Raw genomic sequence first — 24,414 nt, forward strand, 5'->3', positions numbered from 1 at the left:
CACCCTGCCAATCGAGCAACTCGATCACTGATATAATTCACAGTTTATCTGGAATCGTCCAGACCGACTGCCGAGGAACTTTCAATTATGACACGCCTGCTCCGTAATATCGCCATTATCGCCCATGTGGACCACGGCAAGACCACGATGGTAGATAAGCTGCTGCATCAGGCCGGTACCTTCGCCGCTCACCAGACTGTCGCTGAACGAGTGATGGATTCGGATGATATCGAGCGCGAACGTGGGATTACGATTTTTTCCAAGAATTGTGCGATTGATTATGCAGGCGTACACATCAATATCGTGGATACACCGGGCCATGCCGATTTCGGTGGGGAAGTCGAGCGCGTATTGTCGATGGTGGATGGTGTGTTGTTGCTGGTAGATGCTGTTGAAGGCCCCATGCCGCAAACCCGGTTCGTGACTCGCAAGGCACTGGCCTGCGGTTTGCGTCCAATCGTGGTCGTCAACAAAATCGACCGTCCCGGTGCACGGCCGGATTGGGTCGTGAACCAGACGTTTGATCTGTTCGATAAATTGAATGCTACTGAGGAACAGCTCGATTTTCCGGTGGTTTATGCTTCCGCACTTAACGGTTATGCCACATTGGATACCAGTCAGTCTGGCAGCGATATGCGCCCGCTGTTTGACATGATACTCAAACATGTTCCGGCACCGGTGGGTGATCCTGACCAGCCGCTGCAACTGCAGATCAGTGCGCTCGATTATTCAAGTTTCGTCGGACGCCTCGGTATTGGAAGAATCAATCGTGGTCGCCTGAAGCCAGGGCAGGAAGTCATGGTGCTGACGGGTGAGCGGACACCTAAAAAAGCACGTATCAATCAGGTATCCGGTTTTCGGGGGCTGGATCGGGTTCAGCTGGGAGAGGCCGCTGCCGGTGAAATTGTACTGATCAGCGGTATCGAGGAACTCGGTATTGGAACGACTCTGGCAGATATCAATCACCCGGAGGCATTGCCGATGCCGGTAGTCGATGAACCGACGCTTTCAATGAATTTCCAGGTCAATACTTCACCTTTTGCCGGCAGGGAGGGTAAATTCGTGACCAGTCGCCAGTTGCGTGAGCGCCTTGAAAAGGAGTTACTGACGAATGTTGCATTGCGGCTGGAAGAAACCGGTGAAACCGATTCATTTCTTGTTTCTGGCCGAGGAGAGCTGCATTTGACGATTCTGCTTGAAAATATGCGCCGAGAAGGCTACGAACTGGCGGTATCTCGTCCCAAGGTAGTGATCCGCGAAATTGATGGCGAGAAGTGTGAACCGTTCGAAGTCCTGACTATCGATATTGATGAAGCCAATCAGGGATCAGTGATGGAAGCGCTGGGGACACGCCGCGGCGATCTGCTGGATATGGTGACTGACGGACGCGGTCGAGTCAGATTGGATTACCGTATTCCTGCACGCGGCCTGATCGGGTTCCAGTCGGAATTTATGACATTGACGCGCGGTACCGGCATCATGAGTCATATTTTTGATGAATATGCACCAATGCGGCCAGATATGGCCTCACGCAAAAACGGGGTGCTGATTTCGGCAGAAATGGGTGAGGCTGTGGCCTATGCGCTGTGGAAGTTGCAGGAACGCGGGCGCATGTTCGTCAGCCCTGGAGAGCCCTTGTATGAAGGTATGGTTATTGGCATACACAGCCGTGAGAACGATCTGGTCGTCAATCCGATCAAAGGCAAACAACTGACTAACGTCCGGGCATCCGGCCATGACGAGGCAGTAGTGCTGACGCCGCCGATTCAATTGACGCTGGAGTCGGCGATCGAATTCATCGCGGATGACGAACTGGTTGAAATTACACCGAAAAGTATTCGCATCCGCAAACGCTTCCTGCTGGAACACGAACGTAAACGGGCATCTCGTACTGCAGCCTGACGTTCTTCTGACGGCCATGGAAAAACCGGTTCTGTGGTATATAGCCGACCCCATGTGTTCATGGTGCTGGGGATTTGCACCGGTGATCGAAAAAATCCAGCAGGAATATTCAGCATCTTTAACGATGAAGATAATGCCGGGTGGATTGCGGCCGGGAATGAACACGCCGCTTTTGCCGGAAAAAAGAGCACAGATCTTGCATCACTGGCAGTCAGTACATACCACTACCGGCCAGCCCTTCACATTTGAAAATGCCTTGCCGGAAGGGTTTATTTACGACACTGAACCTGCCTGCCGGAGTGTCGTCAGTGTTTCACTGATCGAACCGGAAAAGGTATTTCCCTTTTTTGCCGAGATACAGCGTGCTTTTTATGTCGAACGGGAAAATGTGACGCAATTTGCCATTCTGAAAAAACTTGCAGCAGATCTGAACATACCGGAATCACGATTTACCCCGGTATTTCAGTCTGATGAGACGAAACAGCGGACACTGGCAGGTTTTCAGCGTGCAGCACAACAGTGGGGAATAAACGGATTTCCCGCATTGGTGGCTGAAAGCGAAACAGACTGTTATTTGATTACTGTGGGTTTTCGTCCGATAGAGGCATTGCGCCGACTGCTGGATACCTGGTTGCAGCAACACGGGTTTAATTGAATCTGGCTTAATTTCTTATTGCTGGCACTGAGCACAAAAGAAAGTAGACCGCTGGCCTTGCCGGGTCTTACTCACCCACGTTCCACAGTGCCGGCATGACTGGTCAGCTCGCCCATACACCCAATATTGCTGCTGAAAATAACCTGGGCTGCCTTCGCAGTCGGTGAAATCACGCAGACTGCTTCCTCCAGCCTCGATTGCGCGCAGCAGGGTCGCCTTGACAGCATCACCCAACCGTTCACATTGCATTATATTCAGGCTGCCAGCAGCGGCCAGCGGGGAAATCCTAGCTTGAAACAAAGCTTCATTGGCGTAAATGTTGCCTATCCCGACCACGATGTGCTGGTTCATGAGCACTTCCTTGATGCTGGCGCTGCGCCCTCGTGTTTTTTTGTACAGAAATTGTCCATTGAAATCATCGCTCAAGGGTTCGGGGCCCAATTTCTGTAATAGGGGATGTTGGCGAATATCACCATCCCACCATAGTATGGCGCCAAACCGCCGTGGATCACGAAAACGCAGCATCATTCCATTATCCATTTGCAGATCGAAGTGATCGTGTAGTTGTGGCGGAGTTGATTCAGGTAGCACACGCAAATTACCGGACATTCCCAAGTGCATGATGAGCGTTCCTCTGCTGCAGGCAAACAGCAGATATTTTGCTCGCCGGGTAATTGCACTGATTCGTTGCCCGGGTAATAACACAATCAACTCGGAAGATACTGGCCAGCGCAGAACAGGATTGCGAATATTGACCCGTATGATAGCTCTGCCAGCCAGATGGGCATCGATTCCGGATCGGGTGATTTCGACTTCAGGTAATTCTGGCATGATCAGGCAGGAACCGGGAGTAAGCAGGAGAAACAGGATTGCATATCATCTGCGCTTGCGGTACCAGTTGATAAAAATTCCACTGACAAGGAATACCAGAGGCAGGATGATAAGGAAACCAGTAACGATTAGGGTCAGTTGCAGTTCGTTCAGTGCCAGTCGGCTGTCGAGAGTGATACGTGGCTGAATCGGAATAAATGCTTCATCACCGGCGAGCCAGTTGATCATATTCATGCCCAAATCCAGATTGCCGCCATTACCGAGATAGCCATTGGCCAGAAAATGTCCGCTGCCCACTACAATGATCCGCTGTTCGCGATCCCCCACCACTCGGCTCAATGCCACGGCAACACTTACCGGGCCTGAAACGTCGTTTTCCTTATCAAAGGTGATTTCACCTTCCGAGGAGGAATTGATTGAACCGGTTTCCACCCAGCCTTCAGGCGCAGCTTCTGCCAGGATGGTACGGTGCCAATCGGTGTTTTCTTCCAGGATGAGCTGGCGCGCAAAAGGAAATACCGTGATGTAATCAAAGTTTTCTGTTACGGCATGTGCACCGTAGAGTGTTCCCAACGCGAAAGTGGTGGGTACTCTCAGCTGCTTGGACTGAGGATCGACAATGACGCCGGGGGTAAATACGATGCCCAGTTTTTCGGCCAGGGGTAGTAATCCGTTCAATGAACCGATATCCACCAGCCACAGCAAATTCCCACCATTGGCAAGGTAATCCAGAATTTTTTTTACTTCCCCTTCCAGCAATTCGATTTGTGGGGAGGCAATGACCAGTACGCCGATATCCGGAATCTCAGGTTGATCGGTAAAGCTGAAGGAGGTGCTTTCGAAGCCGGTTTCTAACAGTTTCTTACCTAAATTTCCCAGGTCACGCTGGGTGATACCGTCCATTTTACGTTCACCATGGCCGGATAATACTAGCAATTGTTTTTTTTCAGTGCGTGCTAGCCGCACCAGTGTGTTTGAAAACGCTTGTTCGTTGATGGAGGCAAGGCGCTCCTTACGCGCTTTATAACTAATGACAATTTCACCATTGAGCATGACTCCCGCACTCTGTGCCTGCTGTGGCTGCTCCACTGGATCGATGAAATTCAGAGTCAGGTCGGGCTTGATTCGCTGATATACACTGATGAAATTGCTGATGATTCCGCGAATATCTCCCAGCTGCAGATCCTGCCGTGTTGCATAAACGGTGACGTGCAGCGGGCCATCGAGTTTTTGCAGCAGATCAATACTGGCTTGGCTCAAACTGTTGCGGCTGTTCTGACTGATATCCCACTGTGTGCGGAACTCCTGTGCCAGATAGCCCAGTATTCCCACCAGTACCAGAAACAAGGCAGTGAACATGCCGTTTTGCCAGCGGGATCGTAACCGTAACTTTTTATTGAAGAGTGCCATAAAAAAACCGGTTGGAAGGAAAGCTCAGCCATTCAGTCGTTCACTTTCCAGATGACGGATGGTCAATACCAGAAAGGTAATGGCGAACAGGAGAAAAAAGACCAGGCTGAACGAATCGATCAGACCGATATTGAAATTCTCGAAATGTCTGAACAGAGAAAAGTAATGTACGATATTTTCTGATTCGATTGCCATGATATCCATTACCCACAGGCACAGCAGCACGCCCAGGCAAGTTAGCGCTGCAACAGTCGGGTGAGATGTGAGGCTGGAAATATACAGTCCCAGTGCAGCAAAACAGCCTGCCAGCAGAATCAGTCCGAGCACGTTACTGCCTAGCAGGCCAAAATCCAGCATTCCCCCGGCCAGTAATGAAATGGCCAATGCCACGATCAATGAGGGTAACAGGCAGAAGAAAATCATTAGTGCCACAAATTTGCCCAGTACGATGGCAGATATGGAAACCGGGGCAGAAACCAGCATAGCCAGTGTATGGTTGCGGCGCTCTTCTGCAAACAGGCGCATACTCAGGACGGGTGTAACGGCCAGCAGTACGATAGAGGCTACGGAAAAAACGGGAGAGACAATCACTTCAGTAACGCCTGGCGGGTTGGCCAGTTGTGTCAGCTGAGGTTGTATTTCGAGGAAGGTATTTAGTCGTCCCAGAAATACCCAAGCTAATACCAGCTGCATTCCAGCCAGAAAGATCCATACCAGTGATGATGCAAACAGCAGTTTCAACTCCTTACCAGCGATGGTAAACATCATCATTGTACTGGCTCCCTGGCGGGTGTGTTTCCGGCAGTGAGTTGGATGAATATGTTTTCCAGATTCATATTCTGCTGTTTCAGGTTGTTTAGACTGTCATCCAGTACCAGTTTACCCTGATGCATGATTTGCACGCGATTACATACGCTTTCCACTTCTGAAAGAATGTGGGAGGAAAGAATGACAGCGTGAGCCTTGCCGAGTTCACGAATCAGTGCGTGCATTTTCTGGATCTGGTTGGGATCGAGGCCGACTGTCGGCTCATCCAGGATGATCAGCTGCGGCCGGTGGATGATTGCTTGGGCAATTGCTACACGCTGCTGATAACCTTTCGACAGGACACCAATCAGCCGTTTTCCCACATCATTCAGCTCACACTGTTGTTTTACTTCATCCATGGCAATTTGCAGCGATGCTTTGGCAAGACCGTGCAGCCGGGCGGCAAAGCGTAAATACTCATCCACTGTCAGCTCTTTGTAAAGTGGCGGAATTTCAGGAAGATAGCCAATATGGCGTTTTACTGCCAGCGGATCGTCCAGTAGATCGGTTCCGCAAATATGCACGTGCCCACTGCTTGGTGCCAGGTTGCCAGTCAACATTCGCATAGTGGTGCTTTTACCGGCGCCATTCGGTCCCAGGAATCCGAGAATGTCACCACAGCACAATTTCAGGTTTACATCACATACGGCGACACGATCGCCAAACTGACGATTTAAACTATGGGCTTCAATGACTGGATGAGGGTTGTCCGGGATCACATCAATAAGCATTATCAGATCTATACCTTGTTATATTACTCGTTCTGGTAGCTTTTCCGGGTAAAAAGGAAGGATCGCTTTACTGACCTCGCGATTACCATAATTATAAAATTTGCCGTATTAAAACTTTCCGCAGTTTAGTCCATCCTAGGTCATTTGCTTTGATACAGTGTTGTGTAGAAGATACACTTCGGTTTGACAAAGGTAAAAGGATCAAATCATAATCGACGCCGGTAGTATGCGAGCGGTTATGCTGATTGCGATGAGCGGGAGGATCGTGACAGTGCGAGTGGTCGTATAAAAAGAGTGAGCGTGGTGATTGATACAGTATTTTTATACCTGAGGATAAGGACAACAGCATGAAAAAAATGATATTAGCCAGGAAATACCTGATGGGAGCCGTTATTTTGCCCGGATTGCTGGCATCCGGAGTCGTGATGGCCGATATGCATGAGGAAGAAAGACAGGGTTTGAGCATAGTGGACAAAGCAGAAGCTTACGCTGTAGATGACCGTGGTGTTGTGGCTCGGAATTCGACCGGGCTGTGCTGGCGTACCGGCTACTGGACACCTGCCAAGGCTATCTATGAGTGCGACCCTGATCTGGTCAAACAACCTGAACAAGTGGTTGAGGCGCCACCACCGGTAGTTCCCGTTATTCCTGAGCCCGAAAAAGTGTCTTTTTCTGCTGATGCCTTGTTTGATTTTGACAAGGCCGTCCTGAAGCCAGCCGGCAAGCAAGCATTGGATGATTTTGCTGCTAACCTGGAAGGTGTGAATTACGACTTGATCATTGCTGTGGGTTATACCGACCGTATCGGTCCGGAAGCTTATAACAAAAACCTGTCCATAAAACGTGCGGAAGCAGTCAAGAGCTATCTGGTTTCTAAAGGAATCGGCTCTGATCGTATCTTCACGGATGGTAAAGGTAAAGCCAACCCGGTTACGGGTGATTCCTGCCAGGGAACCAAGGCGACTAGAGCTTTGATTGATTGTCTGGCACCGGATCGTCGTGTGGAAATTGAAGTTGCTGGCACAAGGGAAACCATTAACTAAGGTTTGGTTCATCCTTTTCCAGATTGCCAAAAGCCCTGCCGATGTGCAGGGCTTTTTGGTATTGAAAGAGCCCCTGCTCGGGAACTTGTTATACTGGGATCGGGCCACGAATCACGCAAATATACGGCTTATTAGGAAAAACATTTTTCCGGTTAATTTTTCAGGTAAATAAACGTATGGATAATGATGGTATCAATGCGGATCCAATGGAGCTGGAAAAATTCAGTCAACTAGCACACCATTGGTGGGATCCAAATAGCGAATTCAAACCATTGCATGAAATCAATCCACTCCGGCTGGGCTATATTGATGAAATTGCTGGTGGGCTAAGCGGGAAAACGGTTGTCGATGTCGGTTGTGGTGGCGGGATATTGTCGGAATCCATGGCAGCACATGGGGCCAGTGTGACAGGAATCGATCTGAGCGATAAGGCATTGAAGGTAGCAAAGTTACACCTGCTGGAAAGCGGCAATCACGTCGATTACCGTAAAATAACTGTGGAAGCGCTCGCAACGGAAAAACCCCGTCACTACGACATCGTTACGTGTATGGAAATGCTGGAGCATGTGCCTGATCCTGCCAGTGTGATTCAATCGTGTGCCCGCCTTGTAAAAAATGGTGGATGGGTATTTTTTTCGACATTGAATCGCAATCCGAAATCCTATCTTTATGCCATCATTGGGGCTGAATATATCCTTCATCTGCTGCCGCGGGGAACCCACGAATATGCGAAGTTCATCAAACCCGCTGAGCTGGGACATATGGCTCGCAGTGCCGGACTCATGGAATCGCGGATCATCGGCATGACCTACAATCCGATTACAAAGATCTATGCACTGGAAGCAGATACCAGTGTCAACTACATCATGACATTTCAGGCTTGATCTGAATTCGCTTAGCAACGGATGATCAAAGCTGTTTTATTTGATTTCGACGGCACCATTGCGGATACCGCACCGGATCTTGGTCGTGCACTCAACCGGCAGCGTGCTGCTCGCAACCAGCCTCCCTTGCCGATCGAACTGATTCGTACCGAAGCTTCTGCCGGAGCGCGTGGATTGTTGAATCTCGGTTTCAACCTGAAACCGGGCGACCCTGAATATCAGGCCCTGCGGGAGGAATTTCTCTCGTTTTATACCGAGCAATTATGCCAGGATACCCGCTTGTTTCCAGGAATTACCGAACTGCTCGAGCAATTGGATAATCAAGCTATTCCCTGGGGAATCGTCACCAACAAACCCGCAAGATTCACCCAGCCACTGATGCATCTTCTGAATTTATACCATCGTGCAGCCTGTATTATCAGCGGAGACGATACCCCCTACAGCAAACCACACCCTGAACCATTACTCACTGCCTGCCGTCAGATAAATACCCCTCCTGATTGTTGTATTTATCTGGGTGATGATATTCGTGACGTGCAGGCTAGCCTCGCTGCCGGGGTGAAACCCGTTGTGGCACTCTACGGTTATCTTGGCAACTGTGCATCCCCCGAAACATGGGGTGCTGCTGAGCTGATCAATCACCCGGGGGACCTGCTGTACTACGTTTAATCTGTTACAATCTTCTCCGATTGAACTTTCTCCTCAATATCAGTTCTTATATAACAAGAATTTATTTATATTAGGGGGCGATCCGGTTTCGACGTGGGTTGCAAAGCAGCGCAGGGCATACCGAGGTTCAGTACCCTCGTAAAACAGCTGAAAAAAAATAGTCGCAAACGACGAAAACTACGCTTTAGCCGCTTAATCCGGCTAAACTCCATACCGGTGGGCCTCAACGCCGGGTCTGGCAACAGACAGTGGAGTCATTAACGAGGATCGCGTTTTGCAGGGTTACTTTGCAGAGCGCTAAAAAATAGGTAACTCGCCTTTCATCAGCTTGCCGGTTGGCGGATGTCAGGTTAAATTAAACAACATGGCTAAGTATGTAGAACTGTCTGTAGAGAACTTGCGGACGCGGGTTCAATTCCCGCCGCCTCCACCATTTAAATTAGTAGAATCAATCAGTTAATCGTAAAAACATGACCAGATATGGTCATGTTTTTACATTGTTTGGTCAGCATTTTCCACCACCATTATTATTTTCGTGACATCAGGAGAATGATAATGCGTGCCGGATTTCTACCAGAGTTGACATCATCTCATGGTTGAGACATCCTTAACTCTCCCCACCCCGACGTAACCTGAAATCCTAATAGGAGAAGAAATGGAAAAAGGTATGGAAGAGTTGAAGATAGAGGCTGAAATCGCCAAGTTGATGACTGAGACCGCAAAACTAAATAAAGAAACGTTCTGGTACCCTGTGGTAGTAGCAGGCGGCATCATCGCGGCAGTCGCCACAATCGTCAAGATTTTATTCTGAAAAACCTACCTGGCCAAACGGCTTGCTGCCCGATGCCGCTACGCAAGCACCCGATCTGATACTGCAACAGAAGCCCATCAAACCTGCCTCAAAATCGTTAGCCACTACCGCATCGCTCCACCTACGGTAAAAAATGGTGACTTGGCACCCGCCCTGAACCGTATATACTGCCCGTGCTGATGGTTCCGAAGGATAGAAGAAGAGAAAAACCGTCATTACCTCGAATCCACCTTCATCTGCAACGCATTCGGAGAAAGCTTCACCCCGCAAGGACTGGCCGACCGATCAGTCTCCAATCCGGCCCCGGCGTGCAGAACTCATGATCAGAATCAAGGGATTTGAATTGGCAGCCAACATACTCTCGGCCATGTGGGCGAGTTCTACACCCTTACCACCCCTTCCTGAATGCATACTTGCCATGGGTGGCTATGAAATACCCCGTCAATGTGGATGACCATCAGCCCATGCCCAACCATCTGCCAGCGGCTGTTCGGCCAATTGTTCGCCGATAAGGGTTACCTTGCCCGCTAGCTTACTGAAACATTGGCCCGGCAGAATCTTCAGCTCATCACTTCCCTCCGGAAAAACATGACGCCTGTGCCCCGTACCGGGCTCGAGAAGACCATTCTACGTTGCCGTTCCCTGATCGAGACGATCTTCGACGAATTGAAGAACCTTTGCCAGATTGAGCACATCCGCCATTGCTCCCTCTTCAATTTCCTCATTAATCTTATGGCTGGCATCGTGGCCTATTGTTTATCTGATAACAGACCAACCTTGAATCTGACCAAGGCCAATAGCCTAGACACAGCTTGAGGGTTTATCCCGAACTCAGGTTACTTATTTTACAGCAGTTCTAATATTTTAGAATTGACTTAATTAAATTAAATCTTAATAATAAAGATATGGATAGATTCGCAGCTCTTGCCGAACCGAACCGCCGCCGCATGATTGAGATCATAGCAGCGCAGGGGGAGATTGCCGCTTCGGATATCAGTAATCAGTTCAATATTAGCCCGTCTGCCGTATCGCAGCACCTCAAAGTGTTGCGAGAAGCCGAACTGGTGAAGATGGAGAAGCGAGCGCAGCAGCGTATATATTCTATAAACCCGCAAGGCGTGGATGAAATGTGGGAATGGCTGAGCCAAATGCGGAAATTCTGGAACGAACGTTTTGACGCATTGGATGCATTGCTTTTAACAGAACATAACACACCGAAAGGAAATAACGATGAGCACAACACCAATTGATGCTGAGCTAGACCTCGTACTTGAACGCGAATTGGCTGTCCCTGTAAATTTGGTATGGCGCGGCCTAACCGAACCGGAACTGCTTAAAAAATGGTTTGTTCCAAAACCCTGGAGTATTTCAGATTGCCGGGTTAATCTTCGTCCTGGGGGAGAGTTTTATACGGTCATGCAAGACCCGGAAGGTAATAAATTTCCGAACTCGGGATGCTTTCTGGAGGTTACAGATGAAAAACGTCTGATATGGACAAGCGCCCTGGTAAAAAATTATAGACCCGCCGTACCCGCTACAACGAGCGATAAAGAATGCGCCCACATCGTCATGACTGCCGTAATAGAGCTTCAGCCAACATCATCGGGAACCAGATATAGGGCTTGTGCGATGCATAATACGCCAAGCCAAAGAAAAATGCATGAAGACATGGGTTTCCATGAAGGTTGGGGTACAACAGTCACGCAACTGGAAGAGTTGTTAAAGAAGAATCTGTAGAGAAGTACTCTTAAACGAGAATGAGAAATGAAAAAAACACGATTTGCCTATGGTATAACCATGATGCAGAAGAAGCTGCGCGTTTTTACGCCCAAACTTTTCCTGACAGCTCGGTTGATGCGGTGCGTAAGGCACCGTCTGTCTTTCCGGGCGGTAAGGCAGGTGACATTCTGACTGTCGAATTCACGGTGTGCGGGTAAGAACATAAAAATGCTTGCTTAAGCGGGGATTTTAAAAATGCAACAACAAATTACTATCATCACAATCGGTGTTGATGATTTGGAGAAATCGCTTGCATTTTAGCGTGATGGATTGGGCTTTAAAACAGAGGTATTGTCGGGCAGGAATTTGAGTACGGCGCCGTGGTGTTTATTGAGATGCAAAAAGGATTGAAGCTTGGTTTATGGTCACGAAAAAGCCTTGCGCATGATACCGGTCTTTCAGTTGGTCCGGTCAGTTCAACAGAATTTTCGCTAGGCCATAATGTCTCTTCAAAAGAAGCAGTGGATACAGTGATGAAAGAAGCGGAAAAAGCCGGAGCGACCATTGTAAAACAGGCCCGAGATACGTTCTGGGGCGGATATGCCGGTTATTTTAAAGACCTGGATGGACACTTGTGGGAAATAGTGTGGAATCCTGCATGGGAAGAAGGAGCATAGATATGACCTACGTAGATGGATTTGTTTTACCTGTGCCGCAAGGCAAAATTGACGCTTATCGAGAAATGGCAGAAAGCGCAGGAAAAATCTGGATGGAGCACGGTGCACTCCAATACAAGGAATGCATGCTGGAAGATGCCCAACCGGAAATGCCCGAAGACGCACCCGCAACATGCAAAATAACGCCCTTCAGCGAACTGGCGGGGACAAAAGACGGGGAGACCGTTATTTTTGCCTTTATCGTTTATAAATCCCGCGAACACCGGGATGAAGTGAACAAAAAAGTGATGGCTGACCCGCGCATGCAAGAAGCTTGCGATGAAAACAACATGCCATTCGATCCCTCACGTATGGCCTATGGTGGATTTAAAGCCCTTGTGGATTTATAGATGATCTATGGAGATGAAAACGACATACTTACAACAGTATGAATTAAATATTACTCGTTTTTTTGATGCTCCACGCAAACGTGTCTTTAAAGCATGGATCGAGAAACAGGATGTGTTGCAGTGGCAGGGGCCAGAAAGTCATCCAATTGACTCTATGGAAAGTGATGCTCGTGACGGCGGTACATCGCGGGACTAAACATCTTACGGTGGTATTTATATAACCATTAAAGAACCTGAACTGCTAGTGATGACCTTCGCCTGGGAAGATGAGAACGGCAATCCTGGATTAGAAACGATTATTACGGTTCGGTTTGAAGAAGTGGATGGCAAAACGAAAATGCATTTTCATCAAGGGGCGCTTGAAAGTGCCGAAAACCGTGATAATCATGGTGAGGGTTGGGGCAGTGCATTCGACCGTTTAGAAATGTTCTTAAAGAAAGATATACTTTAATAATATGATGTGGCTGTCTTAGCTGCCGATCAACAAAGTGGTTTAATCGATTTGGTGAAAGATTTTTCGCTGTGTTTAGAACTTCATCATGAAATACCTGGTTCCTGAGTGCTCCTTCGGTAAGAGCTTCCATTCGGTTTCACGCTCGTTTTGATCTGATCTAAACGAGACGAGGCACGTAAATTGCAGGCTGATGGTGCTAGTTCAAGTGAAACTCGTAAAGCCATGAAAGTGGCGCAATAGAGACGGCACACGGGCTTTACGGAATTGGGGGAAATATTCCACATCTATTGCTACTGGGATATCCGATCGTGATATATCCGCTGATTTAAAAGGGGTATTGCCACCGGTCCAGGGAAACCAGTACAAACACCGGTATACATGGAAATCAGAATAGATCCACCTATCTGGATAGAGATCGGACGGTTGTATTCCGTCATCAGCGTAAGATTTATTTCATAGTGGAATGATTTCAGTTTGTCCTGACAGGATTGGTTTGATCAAAATTTTGTAAGTATCCAAATCCAGATGAGGCGTTGGTTTATTTAGTTTTTGTGCCATCTGGATTGTCTCAACACTGCCTAGATAGTACCAGTCCTTGATCACATGATACTGTTCCAGTTCAGCATGATTTTCCCGAATACATATTGCTCCATCAAATGGCCATTTTTGGAGACGAATACCTTCCAGAGCGGTAATGGCTCTGGCAGTATGATCATCAATAGATTCTCTCCCGCAGCAAGCTCCGCCACATAAACGAATCATGGAACGAAAACATGGCCTGCCTTTAGTCGATTTTTCCAGCCCCAGGGTTGTCAGGCACAGTCTGTTCGTATCTGCCAGTTGAATGAGTGTATCTCTGGCGATTCTGCTACTGCGAAACAGGCCAAAAAGATTATCTGTCCTGACCATATCCACCTCATTCATATTTTTGAGATGAAGCTTATTATTCTGCCAGTGCCAGCAGCATAGCGTTCTGGTTCGTCGCAATCTTTTGTTATAAATCGGCAGATATTTCTTGATCAACGCTGATTCCAGCAGTAATGCACCAATTTCACCCGCAGTGAGTTGATAGTCTATGCGGATAATTTGTCTTAGTAATGAAGCCTCATCCGGGTTTCGGAAGTGATTCATAACCCTGGAGCGAATACTGATGCTCTTGCCGATATAAAGAGGTAGCTCAGTTCTTCCAAAGAAAAGGTATACACCATGATTCCGGGGCAAATCATCCAGCAGAGGTTTTAAGTGGCTCGGATAAATATAGGGTACCGTGGTTGTATTTATTCGTGACATGGCGAAACAGGCAGAATGAAAAATTTGGGGTCATGACCCTTAAAGAAAGTAGATTAACACCCCAAAGGGATAATAAAGGACTGGGTTTATGCAGACCCAAGAGTTAAACGCCAGCACGCTGGGTAAACTTAAACTAGAGCTATCCAAGATCAAACACGAGCTGGTAGAAGTAAATATGATGCGAGATTTCAAGAAAAAATGTGCGGTCTACCAAATTAAGCAAAGCCGAAATGTAATAACGTTTTATTAGGTGATCTTCTATGATCTGCGATACAACAAGATAATAGGGTGCGAATAAACGAACCTGTGAGCATATCCATCAATCAACTCAGACTCTATGGCACCTCAATCCGAATTCACGCTGCGTGGCGTTGCTGTTGGTATTCTTATTACACTGATATTTACTGCGGCTAACATTTTTTTCGGTCTAAAGGCGGGGATCACATTTGCCACATCGATTCCGGCTGCAGTGATTTCGATGGCAATACTACGCAAATTTCAGCATGTGACCATTCAGGAAAATAACATCGTACAGACGGTAGCGTCAGCAGCGGGGACGTTATCAGCAATTATTTTTGTGTTGCCTGGTCTGGTTATGATTGGCTGGTGGCAGGATTTTCCATTCTGGATGACATTCGGTATTTGTCTGACTGGCGGGGTGTTAGGCGTGATGTATACCATTCCATTACGACGCGCGCTGGTGACTGATTCAGACTTGCCCTATCCCGAAGGTGTGGCCTGTGCCGAGGTGTTAAAAGTTGGCACTGTGGCTAATCGATCCAGTGATAGTGGTAGCGATCAAGCTGTCAGCCGTGCTGGATTACGGGCTCTAATCATCGGAAGCATCAGCTCAGCGACATTTGCCGTAATCGAAGCAACCAAATTATTTGCTGCTTCCATTTCGCATTACTTCAGTGTAGGTGTACGCAGCGTGACAGGATTTGACTTCAGCCTGTCACTGGCATTGTTTGCTGTGGGACATTTGGTTGGCTTGTGGGTTGGTTTGGCCATGCTGGTGGGAGCATTAGTGGGATGGGGTTGGGCGGTCCCTCATTACAGTGCCCTACTTGAGACAACAGACAACTCGGTTATTGAATTGGCACAAGCTGTCTGGTCAGAGAAGGTACGCTTTTTGGGAGCAGGCGCTATTGGTGTAGCGGCGGTATGGGCGCTCATTAAACTGGTGCGACCTGTCATTAGCGGCTTGCAGGATGCCTGGCACTCAACCCGTCTACGTAGGGTCAGGCATACGAAAACCTTGCCCCGTACTGAATTCGATATTCCCATTTCCATTGTGGGATTGGTAGTTGTCGTCACGATGATACCTATCATTTGGTTGCTGATACATTTTATCCATACCAGTGGATTACACGCCCATGTGATCCCATTAGTTGCAGGTACTGCATTTTTTATTTTATTGATTACCATTCTGGTAGCGGCCGTGTGTGGTTATATGGCCGGGTTGATCGGTTCCAGCAATAGTCCCCTATCGGGAATTGGCATTCTGGTTGTCATCGTGGTTTCGTTACTGCTAATGCTCGGTCTCGGGCATTTGTATCCTGGTGATGAAGTACGAGCACTGGTAGCATACGCTCTATTTGCCACTTCAATCATTTTTGCGGGTGCCACAATTGCCAATGACAACCTGCAAGATCTCAAAACTGGACAATTGGTAAGAGCTACCCCCTGGAAACAACAAGTGGCATTGGTAATTGGTGTGGCTGCCGGCGCAGTCATCATCCCGCCAGTGCTGGATTTGCTGGGTGAAGCCTACAGTTTTTTGGGCGCGCCAGACGCTGACCCCGTGCGTGCATTGCCCGCACCACAAGCGGGTTTGATTTCTGCGTTAGCTCAGGGTGTAATCGAAAGCAATATCGACTGGTATCTGCTTGGGGTGGGAGCGATGATTGGTATCATGGCGGTGCTTATTGACGAGCTACTCGCCCACACTAGCACCCGAGCCAAACTGCCCCCCTTGGGTGTAGGACTGGGAATTTATCTGCCAACATCAACTACATTAATGGTGGTATCGGGTGCTTTGATAGGCACTGTATTCAATTATCACGCTAGAAAAAAATTTGCCCCCCAGGCCGATATCATCAAACAGTTGGGAGTATTACTGGCATCCGGACTAATCGTAGGTGAAAGTCTGATGGGTGTCGTACTGGCAGCCGGTATTGCATTTTCTGGCAGTGACGCTCCATTAGCACTGGTAGATGATAGTGTTTCTACGCTCTCGCTATGGTTAGGGGGTATCGCGTTCTTACTATTATTAACCACACTGTATCGCTGGATTATGCGGAGTGGATTACAAATAGCGGAGCTGAACAAATACGATACCGGTGCATAGCAGGTCGTTGAAAAGCCTGCTGATCGTGTTTTGGACCGTGACGATGGCGACTTTGCCTTCAAGGCGTTTCGATAACATCGACTTGCTCCTTTCAAAACGTGTAGGTAGCTCCTATGCCAGCGCTCCAGTTTCGACCAGGTGCAGGCTCGAAATACCGTCCGTTTCCTTCATTCACGATGACCGAGCCCGCATACCGCCGGTCAAAGAGATTGTCCGCTCGGGCGTATACGCGTCCCTGCCACGATCCCGCACGCCAGACATAGCCGGTGCTGAGTGCCGCGATGAAATACGCAGGTGCGGCGTCGGAGTTAGCATCATTGATGGCAACGCTCCCAAGGTACCTGCCCTCGATGCCAGCTTGCCAGCCTTCTCTCGGCTCCCAGGCCATCGTGGCGTAAGCGGCTTGGCGGGCTGTGCCTGGAATCCGATGGCCTGCGCGAATGGCGTCGGATACGGATTCCCGATAGCGGGCGTCGAGCCACGAATAGGAAAACTGGACACGGGCATCGCCAGCGAATCGCGCGCTCCATCCCAGCTCTACGCCATCGCGCCGTGTTCGGCCGGCATTGCGATACGACGTGCGTCCGCCCAGGCTGGTGGCGGGCACGATCTCGTCCTGCGTATCGCTGCGAAAGATCGCTACGGTTAGCAATCCACCGGCAACTTCTTTCTTGGCACCCAACTCGAAGTTGTCGCTCAGGGCGGGGTTGAGGCCGAAATTCATCCCCGGCTGTGCATCTGGCCGGTATGACAATTCATTGAGAGTCGGGGTCTCGAATCCTCGGCCATACGATGCGTAGAGCATGGTGCTTCTCGCCGGCGTGTAGCGCATCGCAGCAACGGGCAATGCCTTGCGATAGCGCAGGCCGCCGCTGTCGTCCGGGTTGCCTGGGACGATATAGTGGTCGCTGGAATCAAAAGACACCGTGCTGTAGCGCAAGCCTGCATCCACCGCCCATTGGGGAGAGGCTTGCAATGACAGCTGCAGGTACGGGTCCAGGTTATAGACGCGGTTGGTTTCATTGCGCCGCAAGTTTCCCCGCTCACCCAATGTCGGCGCGTCAGGGCTTCCCGTATAGTTTTCGTATCCCTTTCTCTGCTCGACCATACTGTCGTACGACAGGCCAGCGATGAGTGTCAGTGGTCGACCGGCCACCGACAGCCGAGACGTCCAGCGCAGATCCACGCCACCATAGCTGCGCGCGAGATCTATCATCCCGCCGGCACTGCCGGGTGGTTGTTGCGCAGCTACCGGAATCGCCTGGTACTGTACGGTACTGCGCTGGCCGTAGTACAGCATGGCGCGCAGCGAATGGTTCGCGTTGATATCCCGCTCATAGACCAATCCCCCCTGTGTTTGCTGGACCGTCTTGCGCGTATTGAAAGTCTTGGCCTGTATGGCTGCGGTCCGGGGATTTGATTCGAACTGTGAACGGGTTAGCCCCAGCGGATCCTGCGCAATCAGGTCTACGCCGTTGGCGATGATCGTCAACCGGCTCGCATCATCAAGCTGCACCCCAAGCTTTACGTTGCCGAGGTTCTTGCGTGCAGCACTGTGGTCCCGGTATCCCCCGGTGGTGAAGTGGCTGGCGCTCACGTTATAGTCGATCAGGCCCAGAGCGCTTTCAGTGGCGCCGGAGGCGCGCAATCCATAACGTCTGGTTTCATAGCTGCCGGCCGATATATCGGCAATCCATTGCGGCGGCCTTGAACCCTCTTCGGTAAACACCTGTACTACGCCGCCGGAGGAGTTTCCATATAGTGCCGAGAATGGGCCGCGCAGCACTTCCACGCGATCCGCTGATGCAATATCGATGTTGGAAGTCTGCCCTTGGCCGTCCGGCATGGTCCCGGGAATTCCGTCTACGTAAAGGCGTACCCCGCGCACGCCAAAGCTGGAGCGGGCACCGAAGCCGCGAATCGACAACTGCAGGTCTTGCGCGTAATTCTGACGATTCTGTAGCTGCAGCCCTGGCACGCTGACAAGTCCTTCGGACAGGTTGATACCCGGCTGGCGCGCGCGGAGCTGGCGTCCGTCAATCACATCGACAGACGCCGGTGTATCAGCTATCGATGCTCCCAATCGAGTCGCTTGTACTACGACGGGTGCAAGCGTCGTGGTGGGCATCTCCTGGGCCGCAGCTATGCTCGGAAATAGAGGAAGCAAGGCCAAAACTCCCATACGTGAAGTCACGCAGAAAGGCTTGGCAAAGCGCACGGTATCGTCTCAACGCGGTGCGGATGTGTCGGTGCCGCGCGCCGTGACACGCCAGATGGTATTGCCCACATCATCCGCGATGAGCAAAGCACCTTCAGCGTCTTCGGCCAGGCCTACCGGTGCGCCCTTCAAGGTCCTCTGATCAGCCGACGCAAAGCCGGTGACGATCGGTTCCGGCACCCCCTCGGGCTTGCCGTCCTTGAAGCGCACAAAGACAACGTCGTACCCGCTCAATGGGGTACGGTTCCAGCTTCCATGCTGGCCTATGAAGGCCCCACCATGGTATTTCTCCGGCAGATTGCGGCCCTGATAGAACCACAGCCCCAGCGGTGCCACGTGCGAGCCCAGGGCGTAGTCCGGGCGGATGGCCCTGGCCACGAGATCCGGGCGCTGCGGCTGCACGCGCTGATCCACATGCTGTCCGTAGTAACTGTATGGCCAGCCATAGAACCCGCCTTCCTGGACCGAGGTGAGGTAGTCGGGTACCAGGTCCGCGCCGATTTCATCGCGCTCATTAACGATCGCCCAGAGCTTGCCGGTCGTTGGCTCCCAGCCCAGTCCCGTAGGGTTTCGGATGCCAGACGCATAGATGCGGCTGGCCGCCGATTGCACATCGACTTCGAGCACGGTTGCACGTCGGTATTCGATATCCAGGCCGTTTTCAGCTACGTTGCTGTTGGAACCGACCCCGACGTAGAGCTTCTTGCCATCATGGCTGGCCAGCAGTGCCTTCGTCCAGTGATGGTTAACGGTACTGGGCAAGTCCGTAAACTCCACGCCGGGGTCGGACATGCGCGTCTCGCCTGGCGTGTAATGATATTTCATGATGTTGTCGGTATTCGCGACATATAGTGTATCGCCGATCAATTGCACGCCGAATGGGGAATGCAGGTTCTCGATGAAAATGTACTTTTCCCATTCGCCGCTCTGGCCGGCCGCCTTGCGCAGCAGTGTGATGCGGTTGCCGCCCTTACCCCCCTTGCCGGAGCGATCTTTGACGATGCTTGCGATCATCTGCTTGGGTGAGGTGATAGGCACGGTGCCTGGGCTGTTGGCTTCGACCACCAGCACATCGCCATTGGGCAAGGTCAGAAGTTGCCGGGGGTGCATCAGGCCGGAGGCGATCTTCTCAATCGCCAACCCATCCGCGACGGTTGGCTTTTCACCTTCCGCCCATCCCGTTCTATCCGGAGTCTGGATGGGTGGAATGAAGAACTTCTGCGCCTTGGGCAGTGGAGGATTCGCACCCGATTGCTGCGCAGGCTCATAGGTTGCCTTTTCGCAGCCGGCCAGCACCATCATCAGTGCCACCGTACATGCCTGGGCTATGTATGTTTTATTCATGGCGGCCTCCCGGTGTTGTGGCTTGTTGCAACGCGCTGACGATCAAACCGATGGCGATCAGGGCTACCGTCACCGCGGAAAGCCAGACCCCTTCGGGCATGACGCCATAAGCATCCCGGCTGTGGACAAAGGCGTTCACGATAGCTGTGATGATGGCGACAAGATTGAGCCAGAAGTCCAGCTTCTCGACACGAGAACTCCGCCTGGCGGGCATCCAGACGTGAACCAAATTGATCAGGCGGGGAATGATTGCAAAGATCAGCCCGATCATATTGAGCCAGGCAGCCGACTTGACCCAAAACACGTTGGCGTTGCAGGCATAGATCGCATCGAAGATCAGCGCCGCGACGAAGAGCCCAAAGGGTATGGGGTTGAGAAGCGCGAACACGGTGTGTGCCAGCCGCGATCGTGTTTGTACGGGATATGTGAGCATGGAAACCTCCGACATGACTGAGTACGGATAATAATTCTGACGATCTGCATTGCCTTTTGGTACCGCAAGCCGATCGTTCAATTCAATATAGACCGCGCCGGTTTCCAAACGTCATGCTACCAGCCGGCCCATGTGCATTACCCTGGTATCGTTGAACACCGCGTTACTGTACTGACGTTTGCAAGCAAGTGACAGAGTAGCGCAGGCGCAGGAGGAGATAAAGCAGCCGTATTCAGCGATTAAAAACCAGGGAAGATGTGCTAAAAAGGTTGTTGCTTCCTTGATATCGAACGAGTTCAAATTTAATCACCTATTATCCTGTTTAAAGCAAGATTGCTGGTGGCGGTATGTTCGGTGCTCGACATATCGTGAATGAGAATAAAACTGCGGGACGAATCAAAGAGAAATGGATGTCTTGTTACAATAACAATGACTTCATCATAAGGGTGAGGTATGCGTCGTGCGGTTGAGCAACTGGTTAAGAATGGCAAATTGCAACAAAAGGGAGTGCGCAGTGGCACACGTTATCACTTGGCCTAACTTGGCTCAAAATTTACCTTATCTGCCACGCCTAAGCCAAGACATTGAATCATACAGGCTATCGGACAATGTATGCCTTATTGGTGATAGCCGAGCGATAGCAAAGCGCAGCACATCTGCTACCGACGAAGAGGCTCGTCATTGATGAGCGAGACTGAAGCCCAAACACGAGCCGACCTGATCGACCAGCAACTCGCGTTATCAGGCTGGAACGTCAAAGACCCGACTCAGGTTATCGAAGAATTCGACATCCTCACTGTGCTAACAGAGGGTGTGGCCGAACCACGCACCCCATATCAGGGCCATCAGTTCAGCGATTACGTCTTGCTGGGCAAAGACGGTAAGCCACTGGCCGTGATCGAGGCCAAAAAAACCCTCCGAGATGCCGCGCTTGGCCGGGAGCAAGCCAAGCAGTACTGTTACAACATCCAGAAACAACTAGGCAGCGAACTGCCATTCTGCTTCTACACCAACGGCCTCGAAACCTTTTTCTGGGATTTGGAGAATGCACCGCCCCGTAAGGTCGTCGGTTTTCCCACGCGCGACGATCTGGAACGCTTTGCCTACATTCGCCGCAACCGGAAGCCACTGACGCAGGAGTTCATCAACACCTCGATTGCGGGGCGCGATTACCAGATTCGCGCGATTCGTTCAGTGCTCGAAGGCATCGAGCAGAAAAAACGCGACTTTCTGCTGGTGATGGCCACTGGCACCGGCAAAACACGCACCTGCATTGCCATGGTCGATGCGCTGATGCGTGCGGGCCATGCCGAGAAGGTGCTGTTCCTGGTTGACCGCATCGCCCTGCGCGAGCAAGCCTTGGCCGCGTTCAAGGAACACCTGCCCAATGAACCACGCTGGCCCAACGTGGGTGAAAAGCTAATCGCCAAGGATCGCCGCGTCTATGTGGCGACCTATCCGACGATGCTCAACATCATCCGCGACGAGACCCAGCATCTGTCGCCGCATTTCTTCGATTTCATCGTCGTAGATGAAAGTCACCGCTCCATCTACAATACCTATGGCGAAGTCCTCGATTACTTCAAGACCATCACCCTCGGTCTGACCGCCACGCCAACCGACATCATCGATCACAACACCTTCCAGCTCTTCCACTGCGAGGATGGCATCCCCACATTCGCCTACACCTTCGAAGAGGCGATCAATCACATTCCGCCTTACCTCTGCAACTTCCAGGTCATGAAGATCCAGACCCGGTTCCAGATGGAAGGCATCAGCAAGCGCACCATCTCGCTGGAAGACCAGAAAAAGCTCATCCTGCAGGGCAAGGACGTCGAAGAAATCAACTTCGAAGGCACCCAACTCGAAAAGCAGGTGATCAACAAAGGCACTAATACCCTGATCGTCAGGGAGTTCATGGAAGAGTGCATCAAGGACACCAACGGTGTGCTTCCTGGCAAGACGATCTTCTTCTGCGCTTCCAAAGCCCATGCCCGCCGCATCGAGGAAATCTTCGACAAGCTCTATCCGCAGTATCACGGCGAGCTGGCCAAGGTACTGGTGTCGGATGATCCGCGCGTCTATGGCAAGGGCGGCTTGCTCGACCAATTCACCCACAACGACATGCCACGCATCGCTATCAGCGTGGACATGCTCGATACTGGCATTGACGTGCGCGAAATCGTCAACCTTGTATTCGCCAAACCAGTCTATTCTTACACCAAGTTCTGGCAGATGGTCGGGCGTGGCACGCGCCTGCTGGAAACCAGCAAACCTAAGCCTTGGTGCCTTGAAAAGGAGGTGTTCCTGATCCTCGACTGCTGGGACAACTTCGAATACTTCAAGCTCAACCCTAAAGGCAAAGAACTCAAACCGCAGTTGCCACTGCCGGTGCGTTTGGTCGGTCTGCGCCTCGACAAGATCGACAAGGCCATTGCCAGTGGCCATGACGACATTGCCGAGCGTGAAATCATCAAGCTCCGCCTGCAGATTGCCGCGCTGCCCAAAGAGTCGGTAGTGATCAAGGAAGCCGCCGCTGCTCTGGCCCGGCTGGACGAAGAGAACTTCTGGATCAACCTCGTGCCCCAGAAGCTGGAATTTTTGCGTGCCGAAATCAAGCTGCTGTTTCGTACCGTATCGGAAGCTGATTTCAAGGCCATGCGCTTCGAACGCGATGTACTCGAATACTCGCTGGCCGTACTCAACGAAGACAAAGAGCAGGCCGACACGCTCAAAGAAGGCATCGTCGAACAGATCGGCGAATTGCCGCTCTCAGTCAGCTTCGTCAAGCAAGAAGAAGCCTTGATCCGCACCGCACAAGCCAGCCATTACTGGGTCACGGCCGACGAAGAGGCCTTTGATGAGTTGGTGGCCAAGCTCGGCCCGCTGATGAAATTCCGCGAGCAGATGGCCAGCCCGGGTCCGGTGCATCTGGATCTCACCGACATACTGCACAACAAGGAACGGGTCGAGTTTGGCCCTCAGCACGAAGCGGTGAGTATCAGCCGCTACCGCGAAATGGTTGAAGCGTTGATTACCGAACTCACTGAGCACAACCCAGTGCTGCAGAAGATCAAAAGTGGCGAAACGGTGAGTGCAGAGGAGGCTAACCAACTGGCCGAACTGCTGCATGAAGAACATCCGCACATCACTGAAGACCTGCTGCGCCAGGTCTACAAGAACCGCAAGGCGCGCTTTATCCAGTTCATCCGCCACATCCTCGGCATCGAAGTCCTGCAGAGCTTCCCCGACGAAGTCAGCGCTGCGTTCGATCAGTTCATTCGGGCACACACCACCTTGTCCAGCCGCCAGATGGAGTTCCTCAATCTGTTGAAGAACTTCATCATCGAGCGCGAAAAAGTGGAGAAGAGAGACCTGATCAACGCCCCCTTCACGGTCATCCACCCACAAGGCATCCGTGGTGTGTTCAGCCCGGCCGAAATCAACGAAATCCTGCAGTTGACCGAAGGGCTGGTGGCATCATGATGAGTCTGAGCCTGCAAAATGATCTGGATTAAAAAGGACAAACTATGCCAAAAATGGATGTAAAAGGCATAGCAGTAACGGTCTACTCGGAGAATGACATGGATTTTATTTCCCTGACCGACATGCTTCGCGCCAAAGACGGCGACTTTTTTATCTCTGACTGGCTTCGCAATCGCAACACCGTTGAGTTTCTGGGCATTTGGGAGCAGGTGCACAACCCGGATTTTAATTATGGCGAATTCGCCACAATTAGAGAATTTCTCGTTTAGTTAGATTCATAGCCGGAGTTGGTGAAGTAGTTACGGCATTCC

The 24,414-nt window shown here is 50.8% G+C and carries 22 protein-coding genes, 1 other RNA gene and 3 pseudogenes; 18 read left to right on the plus strand and 8 right to left on the minus strand.

The genetic code is table 11. The features are described 5' to 3' along the window. Window positions 1–87 precede the first annotated feature (87 nt). Window positions 88–1,902, plus strand: a complete 1,815-nt coding sequence (gene typA / locus ABUL11_RS02010; protein WP_350282195.1) for a translational GTPase TypA — start codon at window positions 88–90, stop codon at window positions 1,900–1,902. A gap of 16 nt (window positions 1,903–1,918) precedes the next feature. Continuing rightward, window positions 1,919–2,557, plus strand: coding sequence for a DsbA family protein (locus ABUL11_RS02015; protein ID WP_350282196.1), 639 nt, complete (start codon window positions 1,919–1,921; stop codon window positions 2,555–2,557). A gap of 15 nt (window positions 2,558–2,572) precedes the next feature. Here the strand turns inward: ABUL11_RS02015 and mutM are convergent, their stop codons facing one another. The 4 genes from mutM to ABUL11_RS02035 form a co-directional block, all read right to left on the minus strand. Then, window positions 2,573–3,388, minus strand: a complete 816-nt coding sequence (gene mutM / locus ABUL11_RS02020) for a bifunctional DNA-formamidopyrimidine glycosylase/DNA-(apurinic or apyrimidinic site) lyase (RefSeq protein ID WP_350282197.1) — start codon at window positions 3,386–3,388, stop codon at window positions 2,573–2,575. A 45-nt stretch (window positions 3,389–3,433) separates the two neighbouring features. After that, window positions 3,434–4,747, minus strand: coding sequence for a GldG family protein (locus ABUL11_RS02025; RefSeq protein WP_350282198.1), 1,314 nt, complete (start codon window positions 4,745–4,747; stop codon window positions 3,434–3,436). Window positions 4,748–4,822: 75 nt separating this feature from the next. Then, window positions 4,823–5,569 (minus strand): ABC transporter permease, encoded by a 747-nt coding sequence (locus ABUL11_RS02030; protein WP_350282199.1) that lies wholly within the window; start codon window positions 5,567–5,569, stop codon window positions 4,823–4,825. Continuing rightward, window positions 5,566–6,336 carry an ABC transporter ATP-binding protein gene (locus ABUL11_RS02035; protein WP_350282200.1) on the minus strand — a complete coding sequence of 257 codons (771 nt, stop codon included), beginning with the start codon at window positions 6,334–6,336 and terminating at the stop codon, window positions 5,566–5,568. The genes ABUL11_RS02030 and ABUL11_RS02035 overlap by 4 nt, the downstream gene beginning before the upstream one ends. Window positions 6,337–6,683: 347 nt before the next feature. Between ABUL11_RS02035 and ABUL11_RS02040 the strand changes: the two genes are divergently transcribed. From ABUL11_RS02040 to ABUL11_RS02100, 13 genes and pseudogenes are all read left to right on the plus strand, one after another. Continuing rightward, entirely contained in the window at window positions 6,684–7,379 is a 696-nt protein-coding gene (locus tag ABUL11_RS02040) for an OmpA family protein (RefSeq protein WP_350282201.1), read from the plus strand. A gap of 176 nt (window positions 7,380–7,555) precedes the next feature. Further along, window positions 7,556–8,263 carry a bifunctional 2-polyprenyl-6-hydroxyphenol methylase/3-demethylubiquinol 3-O-methyltransferase UbiG gene (gene ubiG / locus ABUL11_RS02045; protein WP_350282202.1) on the plus strand — a complete coding sequence of 236 codons (708 nt, stop codon included), beginning with the start codon at window positions 7,556–7,558 and terminating at the stop codon, window positions 8,261–8,263. 21 nt (window positions 8,264–8,284) lie between these two features. After that, entirely contained in the window at window positions 8,285–8,932 is a 648-nt protein-coding gene (locus ABUL11_RS02050) for an HAD family hydrolase (protein ID WP_350282203.1), read from the plus strand. A gap of 73 nt (window positions 8,933–9,005) precedes the next feature. Beyond that, window positions 9,006–9,365: a transfer-messenger RNA gene (ssrA, locus tag ABUL11_RS02055) on the plus strand. Window positions 9,366–9,587: 222 nt separating this feature from the next. After that, window positions 9,588–9,743 (plus strand): hypothetical protein, encoded by a 156-nt coding sequence (locus ABUL11_RS02060; protein ID WP_350282204.1) that lies wholly within the window; start codon window positions 9,588–9,590, stop codon window positions 9,741–9,743. A 319-nt stretch (window positions 9,744–10,062) separates the two neighbouring features. Then, a complete protein-coding gene (locus ABUL11_RS02065) occupies window positions 10,063–10,197 on the plus strand; it encodes a hypothetical protein (RefSeq protein WP_350282205.1) in 135 nt (44 codons plus the stop codon). Further along, window positions 10,187–10,559: pseudogene (locus tag ABUL11_RS02070) on the plus strand (transposase); the annotation flags it as partial. The gene ABUL11_RS02065 and the pseudogene ABUL11_RS02070, both read left to right, overlap by 11 nt. 89 nt (window positions 10,560–10,648) lie before the next feature. Further along, the gene (locus ABUL11_RS02075; RefSeq protein WP_350282206.1) at window positions 10,649–10,993 is read left to right on the plus strand and encodes an ArsR/SmtB family transcription factor; all 345 of its coding nucleotides are present in this window, start codon (window positions 10,649–10,651) and stop codon (window positions 10,991–10,993) included. Continuing rightward, a complete protein-coding gene (locus ABUL11_RS02080) occupies window positions 10,974–11,480 on the plus strand; it encodes an SRPBCC family protein (RefSeq protein WP_350282207.1) in 507 nt (168 codons plus the stop codon). The genes ABUL11_RS02075 and ABUL11_RS02080 overlap by 20 nt, the downstream gene beginning before the upstream one ends. Before the next feature lie 20 nt (window positions 11,481–11,500). Beyond that, window positions 11,501–11,677, plus strand: a pseudogene (locus ABUL11_RS02085) (VOC family protein); the annotation flags it as partial. 165 nt (window positions 11,678–11,842) lie between these two features. Next, window positions 11,843–12,139 carry a VOC family protein gene (locus tag ABUL11_RS02090; protein WP_350282208.1) on the plus strand — a complete coding sequence of 99 codons (297 nt, stop codon included), beginning with the start codon at window positions 11,843–11,845 and terminating at the stop codon, window positions 12,137–12,139. 2 nt (window positions 12,140–12,141) lie between these two features. Then, the gene (locus ABUL11_RS02095) at window positions 12,142–12,528 is read left to right on the plus strand and encodes a DUF1428 domain-containing protein (protein ID WP_350282209.1); all 387 of its coding nucleotides are present in this window, start codon (window positions 12,142–12,144) and stop codon (window positions 12,526–12,528) included. Window positions 12,529–12,541: 13 nt separating this feature from the next. Further along, window positions 12,542–12,979: pseudogene (locus ABUL11_RS02100) on the plus strand (SRPBCC family protein). Between the two features lie 456 nt (window positions 12,980–13,435). Here ABUL11_RS02100 and ABUL11_RS02105 read toward each other — a convergent pair. After that, window positions 13,436–14,272: a hypothetical protein gene (locus tag ABUL11_RS02105; RefSeq protein ID WP_502890017.1), complete on the minus strand. Its 837-nt coding sequence runs from the start codon at window positions 14,270–14,272 to the stop codon at window positions 13,436–13,438. 337 nt (window positions 14,273–14,609) lie between these two features. Here ABUL11_RS02105 and ABUL11_RS02110 point away from each other — a divergent pair, with 337 nt between their 5' ends. Continuing rightward, window positions 14,610–16,622 (plus strand): OPT family oligopeptide transporter, encoded by a 2,013-nt coding sequence (locus tag ABUL11_RS02110; protein ID WP_350282211.1) that lies wholly within the window; start codon window positions 14,610–14,612, stop codon window positions 16,620–16,622. Between the two features lie 91 nt (window positions 16,623–16,713). Here ABUL11_RS02110 and ABUL11_RS02115 read toward each other — a convergent pair whose 3' ends face one another. From ABUL11_RS02115 to ABUL11_RS02125, 3 genes are read right to left on the minus strand one after another with little or no spacing between them, the layout of a single operon-like run. Continuing rightward, entirely contained in the window at window positions 16,714–18,840 is a 2,127-nt protein-coding gene (locus tag ABUL11_RS02115) for a TonB-dependent receptor domain-containing protein (protein ID WP_350282212.1), read from the minus strand. A gap of 9 nt (window positions 18,841–18,849) precedes the next feature. After that, window positions 18,850–20,184 carry a PQQ-dependent sugar dehydrogenase gene (locus ABUL11_RS02120; RefSeq protein ID WP_350282213.1) on the minus strand — a complete coding sequence of 445 codons (1,335 nt, stop codon included), beginning with the start codon at window positions 20,182–20,184 and terminating at the stop codon, window positions 18,850–18,852. Next, entirely contained in the window at window positions 20,177–20,725 is a 549-nt protein-coding gene (locus ABUL11_RS02125) for a DUF2231 domain-containing protein (RefSeq protein WP_350282214.1), read from the minus strand. The genes ABUL11_RS02120 and ABUL11_RS02125 overlap by 8 nt, the downstream gene beginning before the upstream one ends. Before the next feature lie 576 nt (window positions 20,726–21,301). Here ABUL11_RS02125 and ABUL11_RS02130 point away from each other — a divergent pair. Next, complete coding sequence (locus tag ABUL11_RS02130) at window positions 21,302–24,103, plus strand: type I restriction endonuclease subunit R (protein ID WP_350282215.1); 2,802 nt, start codon at window positions 21,302–21,304, stop codon at window positions 24,101–24,103. Window positions 24,104–24,147: 44 nt separating this feature from the next. Continuing rightward, window positions 24,148–24,372 (plus strand): KilA-N domain-containing protein, encoded by a 225-nt coding sequence (locus tag ABUL11_RS02135; RefSeq protein ID WP_350282216.1) that lies wholly within the window; start codon window positions 24,148–24,150, stop codon window positions 24,370–24,372. Window positions 24,373–24,414: the final 42 nt, after the last annotated feature.

Source organism: Nitrosomonas sp. (genome assembly GCF_040256045.1).
Lineage (GTDB): Bacteria > Pseudomonadota > Gammaproteobacteria > Burkholderiales > Nitrosomonadaceae > Nitrosomonas.